The 23168-nt window shown below is 62.5% G+C and carries 20 protein-coding genes and 4 pseudogenes; 14 read left to right on the top strand and 10 right to left on the bottom strand.

The annotated features are described in order from the left end of the window. Nucleotides 1–27: 27 nt before the first annotated feature. The 5 genes and pseudogenes from ACZ1HK_RS12260 to ACZ1HK_RS12240 form a co-directional block, all read right to left on the bottom strand. Entirely contained in the window at nucleotides 28–624 is a 597-nt protein-coding gene (locus ACZ1HK_RS12260; RefSeq protein WP_472628942.1) for a glutathione S-transferase family protein, read from the bottom strand. Continuing rightward, nucleotides 624–1654, bottom strand: a pseudogene (holA, locus tag ACZ1HK_RS12255) (DNA polymerase III subunit delta). Before holA ends, ACZ1HK_RS12260 begins: the two are co-directional and overlap by 1 nt. Next, complete coding sequence (gene lptE / locus ACZ1HK_RS12250; RefSeq protein WP_472628941.1) at nucleotides 1651–2133, bottom strand: LPS assembly lipoprotein LptE; 483 nt, start codon at nucleotides 2131–2133, stop codon at nucleotides 1651–1653. The pseudogene holA and the gene lptE overlap by 4 nt, the downstream one beginning before the upstream one ends. After that, a pseudogene (leuS, locus tag ACZ1HK_RS12245) lies at nucleotides 2120–4693 on the bottom strand (leucine--tRNA ligase). The gene lptE and the pseudogene leuS overlap by 14 nt, the downstream one beginning before the upstream one ends. An 84-nt stretch (nucleotides 4694–4777) precedes the next feature. Beyond that, nucleotides 4778–5269 (bottom strand): DUF3576 domain-containing protein, encoded by a 492-nt coding sequence (locus ACZ1HK_RS12240; RefSeq protein WP_472628940.1) that lies wholly within the window; start codon nucleotides 5267–5269, stop codon nucleotides 4778–4780. A 512-nt stretch (nucleotides 5270–5781) separates the two neighbouring features. Between ACZ1HK_RS12240 and ACZ1HK_RS12235 the strand changes: the two genes are divergently transcribed. The 4 genes from ACZ1HK_RS12235 to ACZ1HK_RS12220 all read left to right on the top strand — a co-directional run bounded on the left by ACZ1HK_RS12235 (nucleotide 5782) and on the right by ACZ1HK_RS12220 (nucleotide 7684). Then, nucleotides 5782–6420, top strand: coding sequence for a porin (locus ACZ1HK_RS12235; RefSeq protein WP_472628939.1), 639 nt, complete (start codon nucleotides 5782–5784; stop codon nucleotides 6418–6420). Between the two features lie 4 nt (nucleotides 6421–6424). Continuing rightward, nucleotides 6425–6622, top strand: coding sequence for a hypothetical protein (locus ACZ1HK_RS12230; protein WP_472628938.1), 198 nt, complete (start codon nucleotides 6425–6427; stop codon nucleotides 6620–6622). A gap of 73 nt (nucleotides 6623–6695) precedes the next feature. Continuing rightward, nucleotides 6696–6959 (top strand): porin, encoded by a 264-nt coding sequence (locus ACZ1HK_RS12225; protein WP_472628937.1) that lies wholly within the window; start codon nucleotides 6696–6698, stop codon nucleotides 6957–6959. Nucleotides 6960–7030: 71 nt separating this feature from the next. Further along, a complete protein-coding gene (locus ACZ1HK_RS12220; protein WP_472628936.1) occupies nucleotides 7031–7684 on the top strand; it encodes a YggS family pyridoxal phosphate-dependent enzyme in 654 nt (217 codons plus the stop codon). Here the strand turns inward: ACZ1HK_RS12220 and ACZ1HK_RS12215 are convergent. Together ACZ1HK_RS12215 and ribA are read right to left on the bottom strand one after the other, a co-directional pair. Beyond that, nucleotides 7675–8196 (bottom strand): L,D-transpeptidase family protein, encoded by a 522-nt coding sequence (locus tag ACZ1HK_RS12215; protein WP_472628935.1) that lies wholly within the window; start codon nucleotides 8194–8196, stop codon nucleotides 7675–7677. The genes ACZ1HK_RS12220 and ACZ1HK_RS12215 overlap by 10 nt on opposite strands. Nucleotides 8197–8248: 52 nt before the next feature. Further along, a pseudogene (gene ribA / locus ACZ1HK_RS12210) lies at nucleotides 8249–9323 on the bottom strand (GTP cyclohydrolase II). Nucleotides 9324–9473: 150 nt separating this feature from the next. Here ribA and ACZ1HK_RS12205 point away from each other — a divergent pair. Further along, a complete protein-coding gene (locus ACZ1HK_RS12205; RefSeq protein WP_472628934.1) occupies nucleotides 9474–10160 on the top strand; it encodes a response regulator transcription factor in 687 nt (228 codons plus the stop codon). A 159-nt stretch (nucleotides 10161–10319) separates the two neighbouring features. Further along, nucleotides 10320–10697 carry a VOC family protein gene (locus ACZ1HK_RS12200; protein WP_472630828.1) on the top strand — a complete coding sequence of 126 codons (378 nt, stop codon included), beginning with the start codon at nucleotides 10320–10322 and terminating at the stop codon, nucleotides 10695–10697. Nucleotides 10698–10795: 98 nt separating this feature from the next. Here ACZ1HK_RS12200 and ACZ1HK_RS12195 read toward each other — a convergent pair whose 3' ends face one another. After that, entirely contained in the window at nucleotides 10796–12034 is a 1239-nt protein-coding gene (locus ACZ1HK_RS12195; protein ID WP_472628933.1) for an MFS transporter, read from the bottom strand. 44 nt (nucleotides 12035–12078) lie between these two features. On the opposite strand from ACZ1HK_RS12195, the gene ACZ1HK_RS12190 reads away from it, so the two are divergent. The 5 genes from ACZ1HK_RS12190 to ACZ1HK_RS12170 all read left to right on the top strand — a co-directional run bounded on the left by ACZ1HK_RS12190 (nucleotide 12079) and on the right by ACZ1HK_RS12170 (nucleotide 15805). Next, entirely contained in the window at nucleotides 12079–13044 is a 966-nt protein-coding gene (locus ACZ1HK_RS12190) for an alpha/beta fold hydrolase (protein ID WP_472628932.1), read from the top strand. Nucleotides 13045–13157: 113 nt separating this feature from the next. After that, nucleotides 13158–13949 carry an exodeoxyribonuclease III gene (locus ACZ1HK_RS12185; RefSeq protein ID WP_472628931.1) on the top strand — a complete coding sequence of 264 codons (792 nt, stop codon included), beginning with the start codon at nucleotides 13158–13160 and terminating at the stop codon, nucleotides 13947–13949. A 63-nt stretch (nucleotides 13950–14012) separates the two neighbouring features. Continuing rightward, the gene (locus ACZ1HK_RS12180; RefSeq protein ID WP_472628930.1) at nucleotides 14013–14933 is read left to right on the top strand and encodes a tetratricopeptide repeat protein; all 921 of its coding nucleotides are present in this window, start codon (nucleotides 14013–14015) and stop codon (nucleotides 14931–14933) included. A gap of 51 nt (nucleotides 14934–14984) precedes the next feature. After that, the gene (locus tag ACZ1HK_RS12175) at nucleotides 14985–15629 is read left to right on the top strand and encodes an LON peptidase substrate-binding domain-containing protein (RefSeq protein ID WP_472628929.1); all 645 of its coding nucleotides are present in this window, start codon (nucleotides 14985–14987) and stop codon (nucleotides 15627–15629) included. After that, the gene (locus ACZ1HK_RS12170; RefSeq protein ID WP_472628928.1) at nucleotides 15626–15805 is read left to right on the top strand and encodes a Trm112 family protein; all 180 of its coding nucleotides are present in this window, start codon (nucleotides 15626–15628) and stop codon (nucleotides 15803–15805) included. The genes ACZ1HK_RS12175 and ACZ1HK_RS12170 overlap by 4 nt, the downstream gene beginning before the upstream one ends. A 6-nt stretch (nucleotides 15806–15811) precedes the next feature. Here ACZ1HK_RS12170 and ACZ1HK_RS12165 read toward each other — a convergent pair whose 3' ends face one another. Beyond that, the gene (locus tag ACZ1HK_RS12165) at nucleotides 15812–16261 is read right to left on the bottom strand and encodes a hypothetical protein (RefSeq protein ID WP_472628927.1); all 450 of its coding nucleotides are present in this window, start codon (nucleotides 16259–16261) and stop codon (nucleotides 15812–15814) included. Between the two features lie 83 nt (nucleotides 16262–16344). Further along, nucleotides 16345–17598 carry an FAD-dependent monooxygenase gene (locus tag ACZ1HK_RS12160; RefSeq protein ID WP_472628926.1) on the bottom strand — a complete coding sequence of 418 codons (1254 nt, stop codon included), beginning with the start codon at nucleotides 17596–17598 and terminating at the stop codon, nucleotides 16345–16347. Between the two features lie 47 nt (nucleotides 17599–17645). Here ACZ1HK_RS12160 and ACZ1HK_RS12155 point away from each other — a divergent pair, with 47 nt between their 5' ends. The 3 genes and pseudogenes from ACZ1HK_RS12155 (at nucleotide 17646) to ACZ1HK_RS12145 (ending at nucleotide 23162) form a co-directional block, all read left to right on the top strand. Then, the gene (locus ACZ1HK_RS12155) at nucleotides 17646–18968 is read left to right on the top strand and encodes an amidase (protein ID WP_472628925.1); all 1323 of its coding nucleotides are present in this window, start codon (nucleotides 17646–17648) and stop codon (nucleotides 18966–18968) included. Between the two features lie 105 nt (nucleotides 18969–19073). Further along, nucleotides 19074–20255 (top strand): annotated as a pseudogene (locus tag ACZ1HK_RS12150) (aminotransferase class I/II-fold pyridoxal phosphate-dependent enzyme). 12 nt (nucleotides 20256–20267) lie between these two features. Then, nucleotides 20268–23162 (top strand): DNA translocase FtsK, encoded by a 2895-nt coding sequence (locus ACZ1HK_RS12145; protein WP_472628924.1) that lies wholly within the window; start codon nucleotides 20268–20270, stop codon nucleotides 23160–23162. Nucleotides 23163–23168 lie beyond the last annotated feature (6 nt).

Here is a 23168-nt window from a genome sequence, read left to right as displayed (position 1 = left end):
TTCTGTAACTACAATTGTAGTGCACGCTCAGCCGCCCTGGCTCATCGCGCGTTTGAAGGCGGGCCGCGCGCGCATCATCGCATTGTGGTCGATCAGCCGTTCGTTCGTGACGTCGAATTTCGCGTTTGCCGCCCACCCTATGCAGTGGCTGAGCAGGATGTCGGCAATCGAGATCTCAACCCCCGCAACGAAAGGACCGTCCGCGTTCATCCGGTCCGCGACCGTATTCTGGGTCGTGGCGAATTCCCATTTGAGGGACTCCTTGATCGCCGGAACGCGGTGATCTTCGGGCAGGATGAAGCTGTGGCGTGCAGCGGTCCACAGGAGGCTGTCGATCTCGTCATTCACCAGTTGCACGAAGCTGTCCTGCTGCGCGCGGGCAATCGTTCCGGCGGGCGCGGTCAGGCTGCCATGCTTGTCGGCGAGATAGGTCATGATCGCGACGCTGTCGGGGATGATCTGATCATCGGCCATCATGAACGGCACTTTGCCGGACGGGTTGATGGCTTTGGCTTCAGGCGAGCGGGGGGCGGCTTCGACAAATTCGTAGTCCACGTTCAATTCTTCAGCGGTCCAAAGGGCGCGCATCGCGCGGCTACGCACGGAGCCGTAGATCTTATACATTATCTTCTCCCTCTGCCCGGCAGCATGGCCAGCCGGATCAATGTGCGTTCCATGACGGCCATTTGCGGTGCCGCGCTGGTTGAGCGCAAGGTCAGGTCGGTTTCGACAAGCATCGACAGCGCCAACTCCAGCGCGTCGCGGCCCCAGCGGCTGGCTTGCCGGACCATGCGGTCGCGACGCGGGCCGAAAACGGGGGGCGCATGGCCTGCAACCCTGCGGCGGGGCCATTCGGGTGGCTCGCCGCCAAATGCAAAGCGCGGAAATGGCGGAGCGCGGCAATACACAGCGAAACAGGCGTGGTGCCCTGCTGCTTGAGGCGGTTCAGGATCGGGCCGATGGCGCCGGTCTCGGCTTCCGCTGTGGCGTGGAGGATGTCATCAAGTTCGGCCTCGCGGGTCAGGGGGGCCACGGCCTCGATATCCGCGGGCGAAACGGGCGTGGCGTCGCCGCGTTTGTAAAGGCCGAGCTTGTCGATCATCTGCCGGAAGTCGCCGGGCGGGACGGAGCGAGCGAGGCCTTCAAGGTCAGCCATGGCGTCACGGTCGGGGGCGGTCAGCCCGGCTTCCTTCAGCCAATCCTCGATCTGGGCACGATCGGGCGGGTCATCATAGATTGCGGCGGCATAGGCGCGTTTGGAGCCTTCGAACACCTTGCGCAGCGCCGATTTGGGGGTGAGGCGGCCGGCAGTGGCGATGATTTGTGCGTCGCCCTCCGCCCAATCCTCCATCGCGGCGGTGAAGACCTTGGCGAGACCGTCGGTGGCCCCTTCGACCAGAACGGCGCGGGGGCCGGGGAAGAAACCCACGGCTTTGACGGCGTCGAGGAGGGCCGCGCCGTCCGAACGGAGATCCGCGCCTGAAAGGCGGGTCAGGCGCATTTCTTCCTCAGCATTGGCACCGAGGAGGGCCGCGAGAAGGTCCTGGCGCTTGAGGGCGACACGCATCGCGTCTTCGCCGAAGATCAGGCAGCCCGCGGCGCTTTGATCAGGGCGTTTGAAATAGGTGTTTGCGTCGCGCGTGCTGAGCTTCATGACCAGCCGGGCGCGCCTGCGAGCAGGCGGGTGACAAGTTGGTCGGCCAAGGCGACGGCCAGCCTGTTCTCAGCGTCGCGGCGGGCTGAGGCCGTTGCAACCGGAGAAGCCGTGGTGGCGTAGGCGGTGAAGGTCGAAACCTCACCCTGTTCGAGAATGCGCCCTGTGCCGGCTTCACGCAAAGTGAATGCCAGAGAGCCGATCACATTGATCCGGTCGATATTCTCGGCTTCATCGATGGCCAGATTGCGCTGGCCGGTTTCGATGGAATAGTCGAGCTCATAGGTGTTGCCCGTGCCAAGCCGATCCTCAAAGCGCGACAGCACTTCAAATTCGATCCGCGTATCGGGATCGGTCACACGGATCTGGTCGCGGATGGCCGTTCCCGACCCGCCCGGTCCGTAGACGGGCTGGAAGTTGCAGGCCGCCAGCGGAGCCAGCAGTAGGAAACACAGGGTTCGGCGGTTAAACGACGACATTCACGATCCGTCCGGGCACAACGATCAGCTTCTTGGGCGGGTTGCCGTCCAAAGCCTTCACCACAGCGTCGTCTGCCAGCGCGATCTTTTCAACCTCTTCCTTCGAGGCGTCCTTGGCGACCTTGATCTCGGACTTGCGTTTGCCGTTGATCTGGATCGGCATGGTGACGGTGTCTTCCACCAGCATCGCCTCATCCGCTTTGGGCCACTCGGCGTTGGCGATCAGGCCCTTGCCGCCTTGGTAAGCCCAGATGTCTTCGGCCAGATGCGGCGTGAAGGGAGACATCAATTGGGCGAGCGTCAGGATCGCTTCGCGCTGGGCGGCGTAGGACGCTTTGGATTTCTGCAGCGTGTTGGTGAAGCCGTAGAGTTTGGCAATGGCGGCGTTGAAGCCGAAGCTTTCCACGCCCATCGTGACGTCGTGGATCGCCTTGTGCATGGCGCGCAGGAGGTCATCGTCGCCCTCGCCGGGCGCGGTGCGGTCCATATTGCCGATGCGATCGCACAGCGACCAGACCCGGCCCAGATGTTTATAGGCGGCCTCGGCCCCGGCAGCGGTCCATTCGACGTCACGTTCGGGCGGGGAGTCCGACAGGACGAACCAACGCGCGGTGTCGGCGCCATATTGTTCGATGATCGCCACGGGGTCGACGACGTTGTTCTTGGATTTGGACATCTTGGCGGAGGGGACGATTTCGACCTCCGTGCCATCTTCCAGGAAGCCTTTGCCGTCCCGCAGGTCCACAGCCTCGGGGTAGTGGTAGACGGGGCGGCCATCTGCGCCGGTTGTCTTGAAGATCGCGTGGGTCACCATGCCTTGGGTGAAGAGCGCGTTGAAGGGCTCGATCGATTTGCGGGGCAGGTGGCCGGTCAGGTGCATGGCGCGGGCGAAGAACCGGGAATAGAGCAGGTGCAGGATCGCGTGCTCGATGCCACCGATATATTGGTCAACGTTCATCCAGTATTCCGCTTCTTCCCGCGCCGTCGGCGTGTCGGCATGAGGGAAGTGAAGCGGGCGAAGTACCAGCTTGAGTCGACGAACGTGTCCATCGTGTCCGTCTCACGCGTGGCTGGTGCACCGCAGGACGGGCAGGGCACGTCGCGCCAGGTCGGGTGACGGTCGAGCGGATTGCCGGGGATGTCGAAGGTGACGTCCTTTGGCAGTTCGACGGGCAGGTTCTCTTTCTTCTCGGGCACGACACCGCAGGCTTTGCAGTGCACAACCGGAATCGGAGCACCCCAATAGCGCTGGCGACTGAGGCCCCAATCGCGGAGGCGGAACTTGGTGACGCCTTGGCCGACGCCTTCGCCCTCACAGAATGCGATGGCGGCATCGATGGCGGCGTTGCCGGTCTGGACCTCATCGCCTGCGAAGCCCGCCACGTAGCGGACGCGTTCCGTTTTGGGCGGCACGTAGGCCTCGCCCCCGTCTTCGGGGCGGGTGAAGCCGTCTTCTCCGGCCTCGGGCACGTACGTGGAGACGACGGGCAGGTCGTATTTGCGCGCGAATTCCAGATCGCGTTCGTCGTGGGCCGGGCAGCCAAAGATCGCGCCGGTGCCGTAGTCCATCAGGATGAAGTTGGCGATGTAGACGGGCAGTTCCGCCGCCGTGTCGAACGGGTGGCGGACGCTGCAGGCCGGTGTCGTAGCCCATCTTCTCGGCCTTCTCGATGGCCTCGGCCGTGGTGCCGCCCTTGCGGCAGTCTGCGCAGAAGGCGGCGACGGCGTCGTCCTTGGCTTCCAGTTCCTTGGCGATGGGATGGTCCGGAGAGATACCCACGAAGCTGGCGCCCAACAAAGTGTCGGGGCGGGTCGTGTAGACCTCCACCCGGTCATGACCACCGACGGCATCCACCAGACCGAAGGCGAATTGCAAGCCGCGCGAGCGGCCGATCCAGTTTTCCTGCATCAGGCGGACCTTGGCAGGCCAATCGTCCAGCCCGTCCAGTGCTTCCAACAGTTCATCGGCCATGTCGGAGATCTTGAAGAACCATTGCGTGAGTTCGCGGCGCTCCACCTCAGCACCCGAGCGCCAGCCCTTGCCGTCTATCACCTGCTCGTTGGCCAGAACGGTCATATCGACCGGATCCCAGTTCACCACTGCATTCTTTCGGTCGATGAACCCGGCCTCCAGCATATCGAGGAACAGCGCCTGCTGCTGGCCGTAATATTCCGGGTCGCAGGTGGCAAACATGCGGGACCAGTCGATGCCGAAGCCCAATGGCTTCATCTGCGCGACCATCGTGTCGATGTTCTGATAGGTCCAATCGGCGGGGTGGCCGCCTTGCGCCATCGCTGCGTTCTCAGCCGGCATCCCGAATGCATCAAAGCCCATCGGGTGCAGGACGTTGTGACCCGTGCTCAGCTTATAGCGCGCGATCACGTCGCCCATCGTGTAGTTGCGCACATGGCCGATATGGATGCGGCCCGAGGGGTAGGGGAACATCTCCAACACGTAGTACTTCGGCTTGTCGGCGGACATCTTGGCAAGGAAGGTCCCGGCCTCTTCCCAGGCTTTCTGCCATTTCGGCTCAATCTTGGCGGGGTCGTAGCGGGACATCTTGGTCTTCCTTGGACGAGCGGGACAGTAAAAAGCCGGGCTGAACCAGCCCGGCGCGTGTTTAAGCGGACAAGTCGGGCTGGTCTACAGCCGACCGTCCGCAACCCGTAGTTGGCGCGCGCGGGTCAGGATGGCGTCTTCGACCTGGCGGGCGGTGGCGCGGCTGACGGCAGTGCCGTTGCGGCCCTGTAAGGCGACACGCAGCGAGCGCGCCTCCAACGCCGGGTCCGTCACGTAGACCGTTGCGCGATAGGCGCGGTTGCCGCCGGGCGGTGTCGCATAGCCAAAGGCGATGATGCCGGTGAAGGGGTCAGCTGCTTCAAGCGGCATGAAATCGAGAATTTCGAGGGAGGCCTGCCAGAGATAGCTGTTTACCTCGACAGTAACGGACGGGTCTTCGTTGTTGCCGAACAGATCCCAGATGGTTTCGCGGTCTGGGTCGAGGGCGATCCCCTCGCGCTGCAGCCGCTCAGCCTGCAGGTCTGTGTCGTTGGCGAAATCGCCCGTTCCGCCGCACGCCGCCAAGAGGGCCAGCACCGCGCCAAAGGCGACAAAGTTTCCTGAACGCATACCCATTCTCAACTGCCCTGCTCAAATCTGTCGCGTTGTTCTACCCAAGCGCATCTATAGCGGCAAGGCCGCAGAACGGCTGGCTGGCCAAATGCATCCAAATGGCCGCAGGGAATCGCTGCGTTGGTAGAGCCGCCTGGCGTGCGCCAGGGGTCGAAAAGGGCAGGGCGCAGCCATCGATTCGAATTGCGAGCGTGCATCTTTGTACGTGAGCACGCGCGTGATGTGGGTGTAATAGGGCAGATGAAAACGAGTCGGACCGATTCCCGGGCATCGCGAATTTGCGAGCCTTTTCCTTGGTATCCGCCTTATTTCCGCCACTTTCTGGCGCGGGTGGGGCATTGTTATGCCGGGCCTCGGTGCAGACTGTGGCATGTCTGCACCATGCGAGAGGCAACCTTTTGAGGCTCTGGGACGGTTTCTTGCATTCACGGGGGCAAAGAGCGAGACAGAGGCATACCCAGCACGGATGTTCCGTTTTGGGGTGCACCTTCTAAAGTGAACACGAGGGAAAAACCATGAAAAAGGTTCTCTTTGCGACCACAGCGCTTGTTGCGACTGCTGGCTACGCATCGGCCGACGTCGCGCTCAGCGGTTCGGCACAAATGGGCGTCCAGGGCGGCTCCGGCGGCGCTGTCACCCAGTTCGTTCAGGACATCGACGTTACTTTCACGCTCTCCGGCGAGACCGACAGCGGCATCACCTTTGGTGCAGCAGTTGACCTCGACGAGTCGGCTGGCGGCGTTGGCACCGACGACGCAGGCGTTGCGATCTTCATCTCCGGCGATTTCGGTACGCTGACGATGGGCGACACCGATGGCGGCTTCGACGCTGGCATGCAGGAAGTGAACATCGGTTCGCCTGGCTCCATCAACGACAACGAGACCACGCACGCTGGTTACTCGGGCAACTCGGGCCTCGACGGCCTGTATGATGGCCAGGTCCTGTCCTACTCCTACTCGGTTTCGGGCTTCACGATCACTGGCTCGATCGAGATGGACGACGACGGCGGCACCAACTGCCACGTCGCTGCTTCGGCAACCTGGCTCGTTCTGCACTGGCGTAGTGCCAGATCGGCCTGCCGTGTCAACCTGCCCAGCTTCGCCATACCGGCGGTCGCAGACGCAATCATCGCAGGCGACGACCTTCACCGGTGACGCAGTGTACGGCATCGGCGCAAGCTACGCTGGTTCGTTCGGCGGCGGTTCCTACACCATCGGTGCTGGCTACCAGACCGTTGAAGACATGGATGCGATCAACGCTGGCTCCCAGGGCATCACCGTCATGGGCATCTCGGCAACGGTTGCTCTCGACGGCGGCCTGTCGGCTGGTGTGAACTATCTCGCAGATCGACGTTGAACGGCCTTGGCACTGTCACGCGTCCGATCGGCATCGCCACTCTTCGCAGACCCGGTCCAGCACACCTGGCTGCTTGGTCGGTGCATCGTACGCATTCGGTGACATCACCGTGCACGCCAACTACGGTCAGTTCGACTGGGACGCAAACGCAACTGCAGCCGACACTTCCGGCTACGGCCTCGCAGCATCCTACGACCTGGGTGGCGGTCTGTCCGCACACCTCGGCTACGGCTCGTCCACGGTCGACGCTGTGAACGACACCGCGGACTTGGCGCAACCGCTTCCATCGCTGGGCACTTCGTCCAACTGGTCGCTCGGTGTGGCAATGTCCTTCTAATCCTAACGGATTATCGGATTACGGAGAGAGCGGGCCTTGTGCCCGCTCTTTTCTTTGGTGGAACGGCACACATGTCGCTTGATGAAATCACATCCCGCATCGCCGCTTCTGCCACGTCCCATGGTCGGGACCCCGCAGACATCACCCTGATCGCCGTCTCCAAGGTGCAGCCGCCTGAACGGGTTCAGGCTGTGCTGGACCAGGGCCATCGCATTTACGGCGAGAACCGGGTGCAGGAGGCGCAGGGGCGCTGGCCTGCGTTTCAGGAGGTGTATGACAATATCGACCTTCACCTCATCGGGCCGCTGCAAACCAACAAGGCGCGGCAGGCGGTTGAGATGTTTTCAACGATCCACACGGTCGACCGGCCAAAGCTGGCGACGACGCTGGCGCGTCTGGCCCAGGAACGGGGCGAGAGCCCGGAGGTTTTCGTTCAGGTGAACACGGGGGAAGAGCCGCAGAAAGCGGGCTGCCTTCCGTCCGAGGCGGACGCCTTTATCGCTGAGGTCCGCGCGCTTGATCTGCCGCTCAAAGGATTGATGTGCATCCCGCCCGTTGAGGAAGAACCCAGTCTGCACTTCGCGCTTCTGGCCAAGATTGCCGCGCGCAATGGCCTTGCAGGGCTTTCGATGGGTATGTCATCGGACTTCGAGACGGCCATCGGGCAGGGTGCCACGCATATCCGTGTGGGTTCGGCCATTTTTGGCGAGCGTGATTACAACTGAGGGGCGAGAGAGGCGGGCACGATCAGGCGTGTCGCATAGCTGATGCGCGGTACCACCCAGCGCAAATGATCGGGACGCAGCCCGATGCAGCCTTCCGTCGGTCGCCCCGGCCCACGCCATTGGTGAATGAAGATCGCAGAGCCTCGGCCCGCCTCGGCGTAGGGCCAATTCCAATCGGTAATCAGCACGATGTCGTAGAGCGGATCGCCCCGCATCAACCGTTCGGCTGAGCCGGGATAGGGTGCGCGGACCATGGTGTTGTAATCGTCTTGTTGCGCATCGTCAGACCACAGATCGCCGGGCCCGATCGGGACAGCCCAGTCACTGGGCCGCGCCAGACGGTCGGGGCGATAGAGGCATCCGACAATGCGATGCGCGCCAATGGGTGTCCCGCCATCGCCTTCCCGTTTGTCCCGAACAACGCCGCCGCGCCCCACAGTAAACGGTAGGCGCGCGCCCCAGAACCGTAAACCAGAGGGCGTCAGTACCATATCTTCCGGTGTGGTCTGCATTCTCAGCTCACAGCTGTGGGGATGCCGGAAGGGGGCTGTGATGCTGCGCTGGTCACAGCAAATGCCCCGACTTTTCGCGCTTCACATCAAGATAGTGGGCGTTGAACCGGTTGGTGGGCGTCACAAGCGGCACACGTTCCACCACGTCGATCCCCTCGGCCCCCATCATGTCCACCTTGCGGGGATTGTTGGTCATCAAGCCGCACCGCGCCGAAGCCCATGCGTTTCAGCAGGCCCGCGCCCAAGCGGAAGTCGCGTTCATCATCCTCGAATCCTAGGCGGTGATTGGCCTCCACCGTATCAAAGCCCTGATCTTGCAGGGCGTAGGCGCGCATCTTGTTTGCCAGCCCAATCCCGCGCCCTTCCTGGTTGAGATAGAGCAGCACGCCTGCGCCAGCTTTGCCCATATCCGCCAGGGCGGTCCGCAATTGCGGGCCACAATCGCATTTCAGGGACCCAAGCACATCGCCGGTGAAACAGGCGGAATGCAGACGGGCCAGCACTGGTTGGGAGCGGTCGGGTCGCCCGATCTCGATTGCGTAATGCTCAATCTCACCATTGCCGGGGCGGAAGATATGGAGACGCCCGGCTTCGCTGGCTTCCATTGGAAGGCCAGCGGCGGCGACCGGCACAAGGGCCGGGGCTGCGGCGAGATCCTCCGCCGCCAATGCGGCGTTCAAGACCGTAAGGCCCGTTGGCACCTCGGACACTGCAACGGCGGCGACGGCGGGAAGAAGTTGCGCGGATTTCGCGAGAACCAGCGCCAGGCGGTGCAGCGTGGCATCGCCTTCGCGCACCTCGCGGAACGGGCCGCGCAGCGGGGCCGCCAGGTCACAGGCGGGATCGGCCAGATCGCAAAGCCACGCCGCCCCTGCATCCGCTGGCAACGCGATCCGTGCGATATCGCCGTCATAGACGCGGACCTTCAGAGTTGCCGCCCGCCAGCCGGTAATGGCGGCAACGACCGGGCCAAGGGCACGCATGGCCGCCAGCCGATCTTCGCCCACTGTCTCGGACGCCAGCACCATCAGCAGTCCATCCGGGCCCTGCAGCACAACAGGCAGACCCACGCGCAGATCGCTGCGCGCGCGGGCCACAAGTTCGGATGAGGACGGCAATAAGGTCATTTCACCCCACATAACCCTCCAATGACAGAAATTGAAACATTCCCTCACCAACTCACACACGCGCGTGAGGGACGGTTACATCCATAGACAAGCGGCGTTCCGCAGGGTCATGTCATGCCAACGGAACAAGACATTACGGGGACGCGGCACATGGCTAACCTGAAGAAAATCCTTCTCGTCGACGATGATGACGATCTGCGCGAAGCGCTCAGCGAACAGCTGGTGATGACCGAAGACTTCGATGTCTTTGAGGCCGCCAACGGCGCCCAAGCGATGGAGCGCGCCAAGGAAGGTATCTACGACCTCGTGATCCTCGACGTGGGCCTGCCCGATACCGACGGACGCGAATTGTGCCGCCTGATGCGCAAACAGGGTGTGAAATGCCCTGTCTTGATGCTGACCGGCCATGACAGCGACGCCGACACGATTCTGGGCCTCGATGCGGGCGCCAACGATTATGTCACCAAGCCATTCCGCTTTCCGGTGCTTCTGGCCCGTATTCGGGCGCAATTGCGGCAGCACGAGCAATCGGAAGACGCCGTTTTCCAGCTTGGGCCGTACACGTTCAAGCCCGCCATGAAGATGCTGATCACCGAGGATGAGCGTAAGATTCGCCTTACGGAGAAGGAAACAAACATCCTCAAGTTCCTGTATCGTGCACAGGATGGCGTCGTTGCGCGTGACATTCTTCTGCATGAAGTCTGGGGCTACAATGCCGGTGTCACGACCCACACGCTTGAGACACATATCTACCGTCTGCGGCAGAAAATCGAACCAGATCCGTCTAATGCGCGCCTTCTTGTGACCGAATCGGGCGGCTATCGTCTGGTTGCGTGAACGGTAGTTCAGTACCCGTCGATGCCCGGGTTACGGCATCATCTCTCCCTGTTGGACTTGGCCCGGGCTTCGTGCCCGGGTCTTTTTTTGAGAAAGCGCTTTACCTCAAGTGGACTTGAGGAATTTTAGATGAGTCGTCCCCAAATTCAGGAGAAGACCATGCAAGCCACTCTCGAACATCTTAACGTGACAGTGCCTGACCCCGTCGCTTCTGCCGCTATGCTGGAGAATATCTTCGGATGGCGCATTCGCTGGCAAGGCAGTGCCAAGGGGGACGGGTATTCTGTGCATGTTGGGGGCGATGACAGCTACGTCGCGCTTTATGCGCCGGGTCCAGACTTGCAGAAGGCCGGCGATTCCTACACGCAGGTGGGTGGGCTGAACCATCTGGGTGTCACCGTTGGCGATCTGGAAGCGGTTGAGGCGCGGGTGAAGGCACGCGGCTACGAGGCCTATAGCCATGGAAATTATGAGCCGGGCCGCCGCTTTTACTTTCGCGACGAGAATGGGCTGGAGATTGAAGTTGTAGAATATTGACCTGTGTCAATTCGGCGGCCCCTCGGATCGCATAAAGATACTCCACAACCTCCCTGTTGTGACTTTGCCCGGCGCGAGCAGCGTCGGGTTTTCTTTGCTCAGCTTTTCGGGAGGCGAAGGCGGGCCACACCATACGCGAAAAGCGCGATGAACGCGCCTGCGCCAATCAGGAACACCAGTCGCAAGGCCTCTTCGCGGCCCATGGATGGTTCAGCCAGGGCCATGATCCAGCCGCCTGCCAACGCCCCGATGGGCATCATGCCCCAGCCGAAGAAGCGGTAAATCGCGTTGACCCGCCCAAGCAGGGCGTCGGGAATGACACGTTGGCGGTAGGAGACCGTCACGACATTCCACAGGACGGCGACAAAGGTTTCGAGAAACAGCAATCCGATGGCAAGGGGGATCGAGTTGAAGAGATAGAGGCCGATGAACGGCACCGGCATCAAGGCGAGTGCGATCCATAGGCTGCGTTCCGATCCAAAGCGGCGGGCCAGCGCGGGGCACAGAAGCCCGCCCGCGACTCCGCCTGCTGCCCCTGCCGTCAGCAACATGCCATGCCCCACGGCGCCGAGGCCAAGAACCTCCTGACTATAGAGCACAAGGATTGTGAAGCCCGCCATATGGGCCGCGTTCAAGCCGCCGAGGATCAGCGCGAGTTGCAGGATCACCTTGTGTTCGCGGATCCACGTCCAGCCTGCGCGCATCTCGGCCCAGAAGCCGTCGCGTTGGGTCACCACGGCGCGGGCCGGGAAGGCAATGGCCCAGACGGCCCATGCGGCCAGGGCAAAGCCCAAAGCCTCAAACAGGAAAGGCGCGGGGACGGCCAAGGCGATCAGAAGGCCGGCCAAGGGCGGGCCGACGAACTGGCCCATGATTTGCTCAACCGACCAAATCTGGCCGTTAGCCTCTTCCAGGCGATCTTTGTGAACGAGGCTTGGCAAAGCCGTTTGCGCGGCGTTGTCGCGGAATACCTCAGCGGTGCCCATCAGGAAGGCCAGTGCTGAAAGCCCCGCAATTTGCCAGGCGACGGCCCCGTCGCCCGGGCCGGACAGGATCAGGGCGACAACGGCAAGCGCCAGCGCCATGCGCGTAAGATCGGCGCGTACCATCATGCGCTGACGGTCGGCACGGTCGGTCAGAACGCCCACAGGTAGCGACCACAGGAACCACGGAACGCGCGTGGCGAAGGCCACGATCGCAAGGGCCCTGGGGTCTGTGGTGATGAGTGTCGCAAGCCAGGGAAAGGCCAGCACGCCGATGCCATCGGACAGGTTCGACAGCCCCGCCCCCGACATGAGCAGGCGAAAGTTGCGGTTTTCCTTGAGCAATGCGGCCATGCTGACAGCTTGCGCAGATGCACAGGCTGGGCACAATGTTGGGGATGCGATTTCTCATCCGCCTTTTGATGTGTCTTGTCTTGCTGATTGTCCTGGCGTTGGCCGGGCTGAGGCTTGCCGCGCATCTACGCGAGACGGAGGATGCCTATGCCAGCCCCGATATGGGGCGCTTTGTTCATACCGAGCTTGGTCCGATCTACGCCATTGCGATGGGCCCGCCTGAGGGTGAGCATGTGCTTCTTATCCACGGCTCCGTCGGATGGTCAGGCGCTTGGCTGCACACGATGGAGGTTCTGGCAGAGGCGGGATATTTTGCGGTGGCCATTGATGTGCCGCCGATGGGGTATTCCGGGCGTGCGCCGGATAGGGACTACAGCCGCGCAGCGAATGCAGAGCGTATCCTGGCGTTTATAGACAGTCTTGGTTTGGACCCGCACATCGTGGCCCATTCCTTTGGGGCAGGGGCGGCGGTTGAGGCGGTCATGGATTGGCCCGCCAGCGCCCAGTCGCTGACGATTATCGCGGGCGCGCTGCCGCTTGATCCTGACGAGACAGCGGAATTGCCAGCCTATCTGCGCCCGGTCTGGCTGCGAGAGGTGATCGTCTCTGCCACCGTGACCAACCCGATTGCGTCGCGCCCGCTGTTGCAAGCCTTCCTGCACCGGGATGACGCGGCCACCGACGACGTGCTGACGACTCTGCGAATGCCGGCCACGCAAGAGGGTGCGACCGAAGCGTTGGCCCGCTGGCTTCCGACGCTGCTGGTTCCGCCAAGCGATCTGCCCTCTGTCCGATCGCAGGCTTACCGCGAGCTGTCCTTGCCCGTCGAGTTGATCTGGGGCGCCGAGGACACGACCACGCCACTGGCGGACGGTGAAAACCTGGCCGCATTAATCCCCGGCGCGACGCTGACCGTGATCCCGGATGTGGGGCATATCCCGATGATCGAAGACGAGGCGGCGTTTCACCGGGCGCTGCTGGCCGCGCTGGCACGCAACAGCGCGCCGTAAGAGGCCGACGGCCCCGCTTCGCAGGTGTAAATGGGCCGTGTGTCAGGAGGGCTCTGGACACCGGAATTCATGGGCCTATCCTCCGCCCTCCATCACAGGACGGAGCCCGGACCATGCCCTTCACACTTGCCACCTGGAACATCAACTCCGTCCGTTTACGGCAAGGCATTGTCGCCCAGTTGATGGAGGAGGAAGCGCCGGACGTTCTGTGCCTTCAGGAGTGCAAATGCCTGGAAGAGCAGATCCCGTTCGATGTGTTTCAGGCGCTGGGATATACCCACATGGTTGCGCGTGGTCAGAAGATGTACAACGGCGTCGCCATCCTTTCGAAAATTCCGATGGAACAGGCGGGCAGCTTTGAATTTGCCGGTCTTGATCATGCCCGCCATATCGCCGGGCGGCTGGAAAATGGTGTGACGGTCCACAATTTCTATGTGCCGGCGGGCGGTGACGTGCCGGACCGCGAGAAGAACGTGAAGTTCGGCCAGAAACTCGACTACCTGACGGACATGCGGGACTGGGCGCGCACGGAAAAGCCCGAGAAATCCATCCTTGTGGGCGATCTGAATATCGCGCCGCGCGAGGATGATGTGTGGAGCCACAAGCAGCTTCTGAAGGTCGTGTCGCATACGCCTATCGAGGTGGAGCATATGGCCGAGACGCAAGAGGCCGGCAAATGGGTCGACATCACCCGGCAGGATATCCCCGAAGGCAACCTCTATAGCTGGTGGTCTTACCGGTCCCCGAATTGGGCGGATGCCGACAAGGGGCGGCGGCTGGACCATATCTGGGCGACGTCGGATATTTCCAATGCAGGCCATTCCAGCCGCATCTTGCGTGCAGCTCGTGGGTGGAGCGAAAAACCCTCGGATCACGCGCCGGTTTTCGCGACATTCGACCTATGACCTTGTCCCTGACCGGTCGCGCCCGCATATAGGCCGCAACACGCCTTATAGACGGAGCCCGTCATGCTCGAATTCGGAACCGACACTGCCGCCCCCGCTGACCTGATCAAGGACGGCACGGAAGCCAGCTTCATGGCCGATGTCATAGAAGGCAGCGCTGAGGTGCCTGTGATCGTCGATTTCTGGGCGACCTGGTGCGGGCCGTGCAAGACGCTTGGGCCGATGCTGGAAAAAGCCGTCACCGAGGCCAAGGGCAAGGTGAAGATGGTCAAGATCGACGTTGATGCCGAGCAGCGCCTTGCGGGCGCCTTGGCGCAGCAGGGTTTGCCATTGCAGTCGATCCCGACCGTTGTGGGCTTTGTGCAGGGCCGCCCGGTGGACATGTTCCAAGGCGCGGTGCCGGAAAGCCAGATCAAGGAGTTCATCAAGAAGCTCTGCGATATGGCGGGCAGCGACGGTGGCTTGGGTGAGGCACTGGAAGCCGCAGAAGAGATGTTGGCGCAGGGGGCCGTGGCCGATGCCGCGCAGACTTTTGCCGCGATCCTTGGTGAAGAGCCTGAAAATGCCGCCGCGATGGGCGGTTTGGCGCGTGCGCATCTGGCGATGGACCAGGTGGATGAGGCCGAGGGCCTTTTGAGCACCGCGCCTGAGGCGATTTTCAATGCGCCCGAGATCGAAGCCGTGCGTGCGCAGATCGAACTGGCGCGTCAGGCCGCCAGTGCCGGCCCACTGGGTGATCTGAAGGCCGCGGTCGAGGCCAACCCCGATGATCATCAGGCGCGGTTCGACTATGCCTTGGCGCTTCATGCCGATGGCAAGGTCGAGGACGCGGTCGAGGAATTGCTGGACCTGTTCAAGCGGGATCGGGAATGGAACGATGCAGCGGCGAAGACGCAGCTTTTCACCATTTTCGATGCGCTGAAGCCCCAGGACCCTGTGGCGCTGAACGGTCGCCGCCGCCTGAGCTCGATGATTTTCATGTGAGTGGGCGGCGCATTCGTTGCCAAATACAAGTATCAGCCTAGGTCTGCTGTCATGATGTCTGCGGCCGACCTTCCCCAAACGATCCCGGTGTTCCCGTTGCCGGGTGCCTTGATGCTGCCGCGTGCGCGCTTGCCGTTGCACCTGTTTGAGCCGCGTTATTTGCAGATGTTGGACGACACGCTGAAGACCTCGCATCGGTTGATTGGAATGGTTCAGCCATATGACGCACCGGGCGGGGGTGAGAAAAAACTGCACACCATCGGATGTGCGGGGCGGCTAACCCAGTTCTCTGAGACGGAGGATGGCCGCTACATGATCACCCTGTCGGGCATGTCGCGGTTCCGCATCCAACAGGAAGTGACCGGGTTCACGCCTTATCGCCGCTGCGATGTATCGTGGGACGGATTCAGTGCGGATCTTGGCCCGGCTGAAGTCGACAAGGGTTTTGATCGCGACACTTTCCTTGATCTTCTGGCGCGGTATTTCGATGCGCTGTCACTGTCGACGGATTGGGAAAGCCTGAAAGAAGCGGATGATGAGCTATTGATCAACTCGCTGTCGATGCTGTGCCCCTTCGATCCTGAGGAAAAGCAGGCGCTGCTGGAGGCGCCGTCGCTGAGCACGCGGCGCGAGACCATTGTGACGTTGCTGGAATTCGCCTTGCGTGCGGGCAGCGATGAAGAGCGCATGCAATGAGTGATGCGGCCGTCGATCGCCGTATGCTGGAGGCGTTGGTCTGCCCGGTTACACAGGCGCCGTTGACCTACGATGCGGAGGCGCAGGAGTTGATCTCAAAAGCGGCCCATCTGGCCTATCCAATCCGCGGCGGCATTCCGATCATGTTGGAAGAAGAAGCGCGCAAGCTGGATTGAACGGAGTTAGTCCGTTGCGGGCGGCAGGGGCGGCGGCGCGGCAGTGCGCTTGTGCATCAAGCCGCCGATCAGGATCAGGATAAGGCCGACAACCAGTCCGAACACCAGGCCCGCGGAGGCGAAGATGGATTGCAGGGCAAGCGTGCTCAATTCCTCATCCGTGACGACTTCGCCAGGGTCGATGGCCTGACCGGCGGCATCGGTGAACGCTTCGCCCAGGCCACCCAGGGTGATGATAGGCACGACGACCAAAACGCATCCCAATGCAAGAAATCCGCGTGCAAAGGCGATCCTTCCGTTTGTTGCGAACCAGATCAGGGCCCCGGTGCCGGCAGCTGCAAGGCACCCCACAAGGAGCGCCACGGTGCCGCCCGCGATGCCGACGCTCAGAAGAAATCCAAACAGCATGGACAGGGCGCAAAACAGGATCAGGGCTGTCAATTTGGGGCCGGTCATTGAAGCGTCCTTCGGTGGGGCTGGGTAAGGCAGCCCCAATATAGCCCGCTGCTCTGAGCGGGGAGAAGTCCGGGAAACCTGCGCTACAGCGCGCGTCCTTGCATCAATTTGGGCAAATCGCCGGTCAGGCCCGCGGCCTCTCGGATAAAGCGGCGGCGCAGGGCGGGAAGGGCGCTGATCGCGCCCATTCCAATGTCGCGGACCGCGCGCAGGGCCGAATTATCGTTCGAGAACAGTCGATTGACCGTGTCGGTTGCGACCGCAAGCCCGGCTGTGTCGAAGCGGCGCCACTGCTGATAGCGGGCCAAAACATCCGGGGCAGCGATGTCTTCGCCCCGGCGCTTGGCGCCGGCCAGCACCTCAGCCAGTGCGCCCACATCGCGCAGACCAAGGTTGAGGCCCTGACCTGCGATGGGATGGATGCCGTGGGCGGCATCGCCGACCAATGCCAGCTTGTCGCCAATGAACGACTGCGCCAGCGACAGGCCAAGCGGGTAGCTGTGACGCTTACCGGTCAGGGTGATCTCGCCCAGGAAATCACCAAAGGCAGGACGCAGCGCGGAAAGGAATGTTTCGTCATCCGAGGCGGCCAGCTCGCTGGCGCGCGGTTCGGTCTCGGACCAGACGATGGAGGATCGGTTGCCGGGCAGGGGCAGGATCGCAAGCGGCCCGCCGGGCATGAAGAATTGATGGGCGACGCCGTTGTGGGGCCGCTCGTGATTAACGGCGCAGACAAGAGCGGTTTGGTCGTAGCCCCACCCGGTGCGCTTGATCCCGGCCCGCTCTGCCACGCCTGACCGCCGACCATCGGCGCCGACGAGCAGACGGCCCTTTAGAATATCGCCGTTTTCCAGAGTGACGGAGCCGTTTGACTGCGCCACAACGCGTGCGCTTGGGCGATGCTGCGCAAGCGGCTCTGCCGTCAACGAGGCCATCAACGCGCCGCGCAAGTAGCGATCTTCGAGCATATGCCCCATCGGGCCTTCTTCGATCTCGGCGTGATCGAAATGAAGAAAGAACGGCGCAGCCCCTTCGCCCGCGCGCCCGTCAGATGCCTTGATCTCCAGCATCGGCTGCGCATGGTCGGCAACACCGTCCCAAATGCCAAGCGCGCCCAACATGCGAACGGAGGCCAGGGCCAACGCATAGGCGCGACCGTCGAAATCATGGTCGGTCCGAGTTTCAGCCGGAAGCGCGTCCAGCACGATGCTGCTGAGGCCCGCTTGGGCGCACGCCAGGGCGAGGCAGGGGCCATTCAGCCCGCCCCCAACGATCAGGATATCTGCATCCAATTCCGCCATACCCTTGATAATGGTGGCGGCGCGGGGATTGTCCATGCCGCGGCCCCCGGTTAGCCTTTCGCTGCGGCAAAAGGGGCACGTCAATGGATTGGATGCGCAAAAGCGCCTGCGAGATCGGGCGTGGCATTGGCGAGGGCCGAGTTGATCCGGTGGAATTGACCGAAGCCTATCTTGATGCCGCCCGCGACCATCCGCATGGCGACCAGATCTATGCACGCCGGACCCGGGGCCGCGCCCTGTCCGAGGCGATAGCCGCCCATGACCGCGCGAAGTTCGGGATCAGGCGCGGGCTGCTGGATGGTGTGCCGATCAGTTGGAAGGACCTGTTCGATACCGCAGGTGTCGGGACCGAGGCGGGCACAAAGCTGCTGCAGGGGCGTGTGCCGACTGAGGATGCCGAGGTTCTGGTGAATGCCACCCATGCCGGGCTCGTTTGCTTGGGCAAGACCCATATGACGGAACTGGCATTCTCGGGCCTTGGTGTGAATCCGTCCACCGCGACACCGCCGAATGTGCACGGTGCCGACCTTGCACCCGGTGGATCCTCATCTGGGGCGGCGGCGTCGGTTGCTTTCGGCCTGGCGGCGGCAGGCATCGGGTCGGATACAGGCGGTTCGGTCCGCTTGCCGTCGGCATGGAATGACCTTGTCGGGTTCAAACCCACGCACAACGCGCTGTCGTTGAAAGGCGTCGTGCCGCTGTGTGAGAGTTTCGACACCGTCGGCCCGCTTTGCCGAACTGTCGAGGATTGCGCGGAGCTGTTTGCGGTGATGGGCAACGGGCAAGCCCCCGACCTGCGGGAGGCGACGCTTACAGGCACGCGCCTTTTGGTGCTGCAGCCTTATTCATCTGATGTGAGGGAAGCGCCGGGGGCAGCCTTTCAATCGGCGGTCGAACGCCTGAACAACGCAGGCGCGCGGATTGAGACCGGCGATATTCCTGCCGTGAACGAGGCGATGGAGACTACGTTGTCGCTTTATACTGCCGAGGCCTACGGGACGTGGGGCAAGGTGATCGAGGCTGATCCAGACAAGATGTTCCACCGTATCCGTGACCGGTTCCGCCAAGGCGCCGATGTGAAGGCTGCGGATTTCGTGGCGCTTTGGCGGCGTTTGCGCACGTTGCGGGAGGCGTATCTTGCGGCGACGGCGGAATATGATGCCGTGCTGATCCCGTCGGCCGCAAACCTGCCACCGGATGTTGCGCGGCTGGACAGCGATGACGATTATTTCGTGACAGAAAACCTGATGACCCTGCGCAACACGCGCGTCGGCAACCTGATGGGCTTGTGTGCCATCACGCTGCCCACCGGGGTGCCGTCGACCGGGATCATGCTGATGGGTCATCCCGGCAGCGATGCACGCCTGTTGCGGCTTGCGGCAGCCGCAGAAGCTGCGCTGGCCTAAGGGCCACACCCGCCTGATTCTGCGCGCCTTTTTCTGGACCGAAGCGCCTGCCTTCGCTATTCTGCCTCCAAACAGGGCGTCAATGACCCTGAAATTGAGGCAGTTATGGTATTCCCCGAGCGGTTTTCGAACCTTCCGGACTATGCGTTCCCGCGTCTGCGGAAGCTTCTCGACGTCCATGAACCGGGCGGCGATCCGATTGCGATGACCATTGGCGAGCCGCGCCATGCCTTCCCGCCTTGGATCGCTGAAATCATTGCACAAAACCTTGCCAGGTTTCGGCAATTACCCCGTCAACGAGGGCTCGGACCCGTTGCGTGAGACGCAAGCCGCCTGGCTTGCGCAGCGCTACGGTGTTTCGGTTGATCCGTCGAAAAACGTCCTTGCGCTGAACGGGACGCGCGAAGGCCTCTACAATGCGTGCATGGCGCTGTGTCCTGAGCAGAAAAACGGGCAACCGCCTGTCGTCCTGACGCCGAATCCGTTTTATCAGGTCTATGCTGTCGCGGCGCTGTCTGTCGGGGCTGAGCCTGTCTACCTTCCCGCGACGTCGGAAACTGGCGACTTGCCCGATTTCCACGCCGTTGATCCCGCAATCCTGGATCGGACCGCCATCGCCTATATTTGCTCACCCGCGAACCCGCAGGGCGCGGTGGCGTCCGAGGCGTATTGGGAAGCGCTGATCACGTTGGCCGAAAAGCACGATTTCAAGATTTTCGCGGATGAGTGCTATTCCGAGATTTACCGTGACGCCCCGCCGCCCGGCGCGTTGCAGGTGTCGCAGAAGATGGGCGCGGACCCAGACCGGGTCTTGGTGTTCCATTCGCTATCGAAGCGCTCGAACCTTCCCGGGCTGCGGTCTGGCTTTTGTGCAGGTGGTGCGGAAAGCATCACGCGGATGAAGACGCTGCGCAGCTATGCGGGCTCCCCCTGCCGATGCCGTTGCAAGCGGTGGCTGATCGGCTGTGGGCCGATGAAGATCATGTGGAAGAGAACCGCGAACTCTACCGTGCGAAGTACAAGATCGCTGACGAGATCCTTGGGGATGTGCCCGGATATCAGGCGCCGGAGGCCGGGTTCTTCCTGTGGCTTCCAGTTGAGAATGGCGAAGAGGCCACGCTGAAGCTGTGGCGCGAAACGGGTGTTCGGGTTTTGCCCGGCGCGTATCTGGCGCGCGAGGTCGATGGGGTGACCCCCGGGCACGACCGTATCCGCGTGGCCATGGTGGCAGAACAAGAAGAAATGCGACGCGGGCTGAAAACGCTCCGCGAAACGCTCTACGATTGAGGAGGCGAGAGAATGGCCTATCAGACCCGCAGCGGACGTGAGCCACTTCTGGACGGACACATGCAGGAAATCCTCGCCCGGCGTGGGCAGGAGATGATCGGCATGGCCCTGATCGGCCTGGGTCTGGCCCTTGCCGCGCTGCTGTGGAGTTACGTGCCTGAGGATCCCAACTGGATGGCGGCGACCGACGCGCAGCCGGAAAACCTGTTGGGTCGCGGCGGGGCGTCGGTTGCGGCGATCCTGATCATGATCATGGGCTTTGCCGCCTGGGTTCTTCCTGCCACGGCTTTGGCGTGGGGCGTGCGGTTTCTGTTTCACCGCGGGCAGGAGCGTGCGTTGGGTCGCGTCCTATTCTTGCCCATCGCGATTGCCTTGGCCGCGATTTATGCCGCAAGCCATGTGCCGCCCCAGGTATGGCCGCATAATTTCGGGGCCGGTGGTCTGTTTGGCGACACGATCCTCGGTGCGTTGCTCAGCGCCATGCCGTTTGCGCCGCAAGTGGGCATCAAGATCGCCGCGTTCCTCGCATTTGCCGCGACGGCCGTTTTGGTGCTGTACGTGCTTGGTGTAACCAAGCGCGAATTCGGCCTGACCTTGCGCTTCCTGCTTGTGGGTATGGTCGCGACCGGCTCTGCCGTGATGGTGATGATGCGCAGCTTTGGGCGCGGTGTGGGGCAGGGGACGGCTGCCACCGCGAATGCCATTCAGGCCGCCCGTGTCGCCCGTGCGGAAGCACGCGCCAATGCGCCTGTTGCCGCCACCGCTGCCTCCGAGCCGCGCGTTTTGCGCGCCGAGGTTCCGGTTGAGCCTGACTTCGACGTTGTGGATGATCCCTATGCTGCGCCTGCGCCGCAGCCGCAGGGCCTGTTCGCCCGCATGCCGCGCCTGATGCGGGAGGCTGAGCCATCGCTGGAAGGCCCGCTGCCCGAGGCCGACCCTGTACTGGCCGAAGATCTGCACCATGCGCCGGTGGGTGAAGAGCGCGTGCGCTCCCGCATCTCCGACGCGATCCGTGCGCGCGTGCGGCCTTCCGCGCCTGAGCCGACCGGCAACACGATTGCCGAGATTGCCGCCCGCGCCCGTGTGACGCCCGGCACGCCATCGAAAGTGCCTGGCCTCAACCGCCAGGAACCACCTCTGACCGCAGCCCATGCCGTGCCGCAGGAGGCGCCAATGGCCGAGGTCGAGCCAGTTGATTTGTACGAGCCTGCACCCGAGCCGATCCCGGCGCCGGTGGTTCCCGCACCGCAGCCCGGAATCCAGCGTCGAGTCGCGCCAGAGGCGCGCGCAGATCGTGGACTCGTTCAGCAACCGACCCGCAAAGCGCCTGCCCAATCTCGTCAGGCCAAGGCAGACAGCCAGCCTTCGCTGCCCCTGTCAGAGCCGGAACCCTATGAGTTCCCGCCACTGACGTTGCTGACCAACCCGACGACAATCGAACGCCATCACCTGAGTGATGAAGCGCTCGAAGAAAACGCGCGGATGTTGGAAAACGTGCTGGATGACTATGGTGTGAAGGGGGAGATCGTATCGGTCCGCCCTGGCCCAGTTGTCACCATGTACGAGCTTGAGCCTGCTCCCGGCCTGAAAGCCAGCCGCGTCATCGGTCTGGCCGACGATATTGCACGGTCCATGTCCGCCCTGTCCGCCCGCGTCTCCACCGTTCCGGGCCGCACGGTGATCGGCATCGAGCTTCCGAACCAGAACCGCGAAATGGTGGTCCTGCGTGAGATGCTGTCCCACCGCGATTTCGGGGACGGCAACCACAAGCTTCCTCTGGCTTTGGGTAAGGACATTGGTGGCGAGCCGATCATCGCCAACCTCGCCAAGATGCCCCACCTTCTGATCGCCGGGACCACCGGCTCAGGTAAGTCGGTCGCGATCAACACCATGATCCTCAGCCTGCTTTACAAGCTGAAGCCGGAAGACTGCCGGATGATCATGATCGACCCGAAGATGCTGGAACTTTCCGTCTATGACGGCATTCCGCATCTGCTCAGCCCCGTTGTGACAGACCCGAAGAAGGCGGTGGTCGCGCTCAAATGGGTCGTGGGTGAGATGGAAGAACGCTACCGCAAGATGTCGAAGATGGGCGTTCGGAATATCGACGGCTACAATGGTCGCGTGAAGGACGCGCTGGATAAGGGCGAGATGTTCTCCCGCACGTTCCAGACGGGCTTTGACGATGAAACGGGCGAGCCGGTGTTCGAGACCGAGGAATACCTGCCCGAAAAGATGCCTTACATCGTCGTCGTCGTGGATGAGATGGCCGACCTGATGATGGTCGCGGGCAAGGAGATTGAGGCCTGCATCCAACGTCTTGCGCAGATGGCGCGGGCCTCTGGCATCCACCTTGTGATGGCCACGCAGCGGCCCTCGGTCGACGTGATCACCGGCACGATCAAGGCAAACTTCCCGACGCGGATTTCGTTCCACGTGACGTCGAAAGTCGACAGCCGCACCATTCTGGGTGAGATGGGCGCCGAGCAGCTGCTGGGCATGGGCGACATGCTCTACATGGCGGGCGGATCCAAGATCACCCGCGTGCACGGGCCGTTCTGTTCCGATGAGGAAGTGGAAGAGATTGTCCGCCACCTGAAATCCTTCGGCCCGCCGGAATACGCGACCAGCGTTCTTGATGGGCCTGCCGAAGACAAGGAAGCGGATATCGACGCCGTGCTTGGTCTGAACACAGGCGGCAACACGACTGGCGAAGACGCGCTTTACGATCAGGCGGTCGCGGTTGTCGTGAAAGACCGGAAGTGTTCGACCAGCTACATCCAGCGTAAACTTGGCATCGGCTATAACAAGGCCGCGCGGCTGGTGGAGCAGATGGAAGAACAAGGTCTGGTCTCAGCCGCCAACCATGTCGGCAAGCGCGAGATCCTCGTGCCAGAACAGGAATAGGGACGC

This window comes from Gymnodinialimonas sp. JB5-7 (genome assembly GCF_055693405.1).
This window is presented reverse-complemented; position numbering and strand designations above follow the sequence as displayed.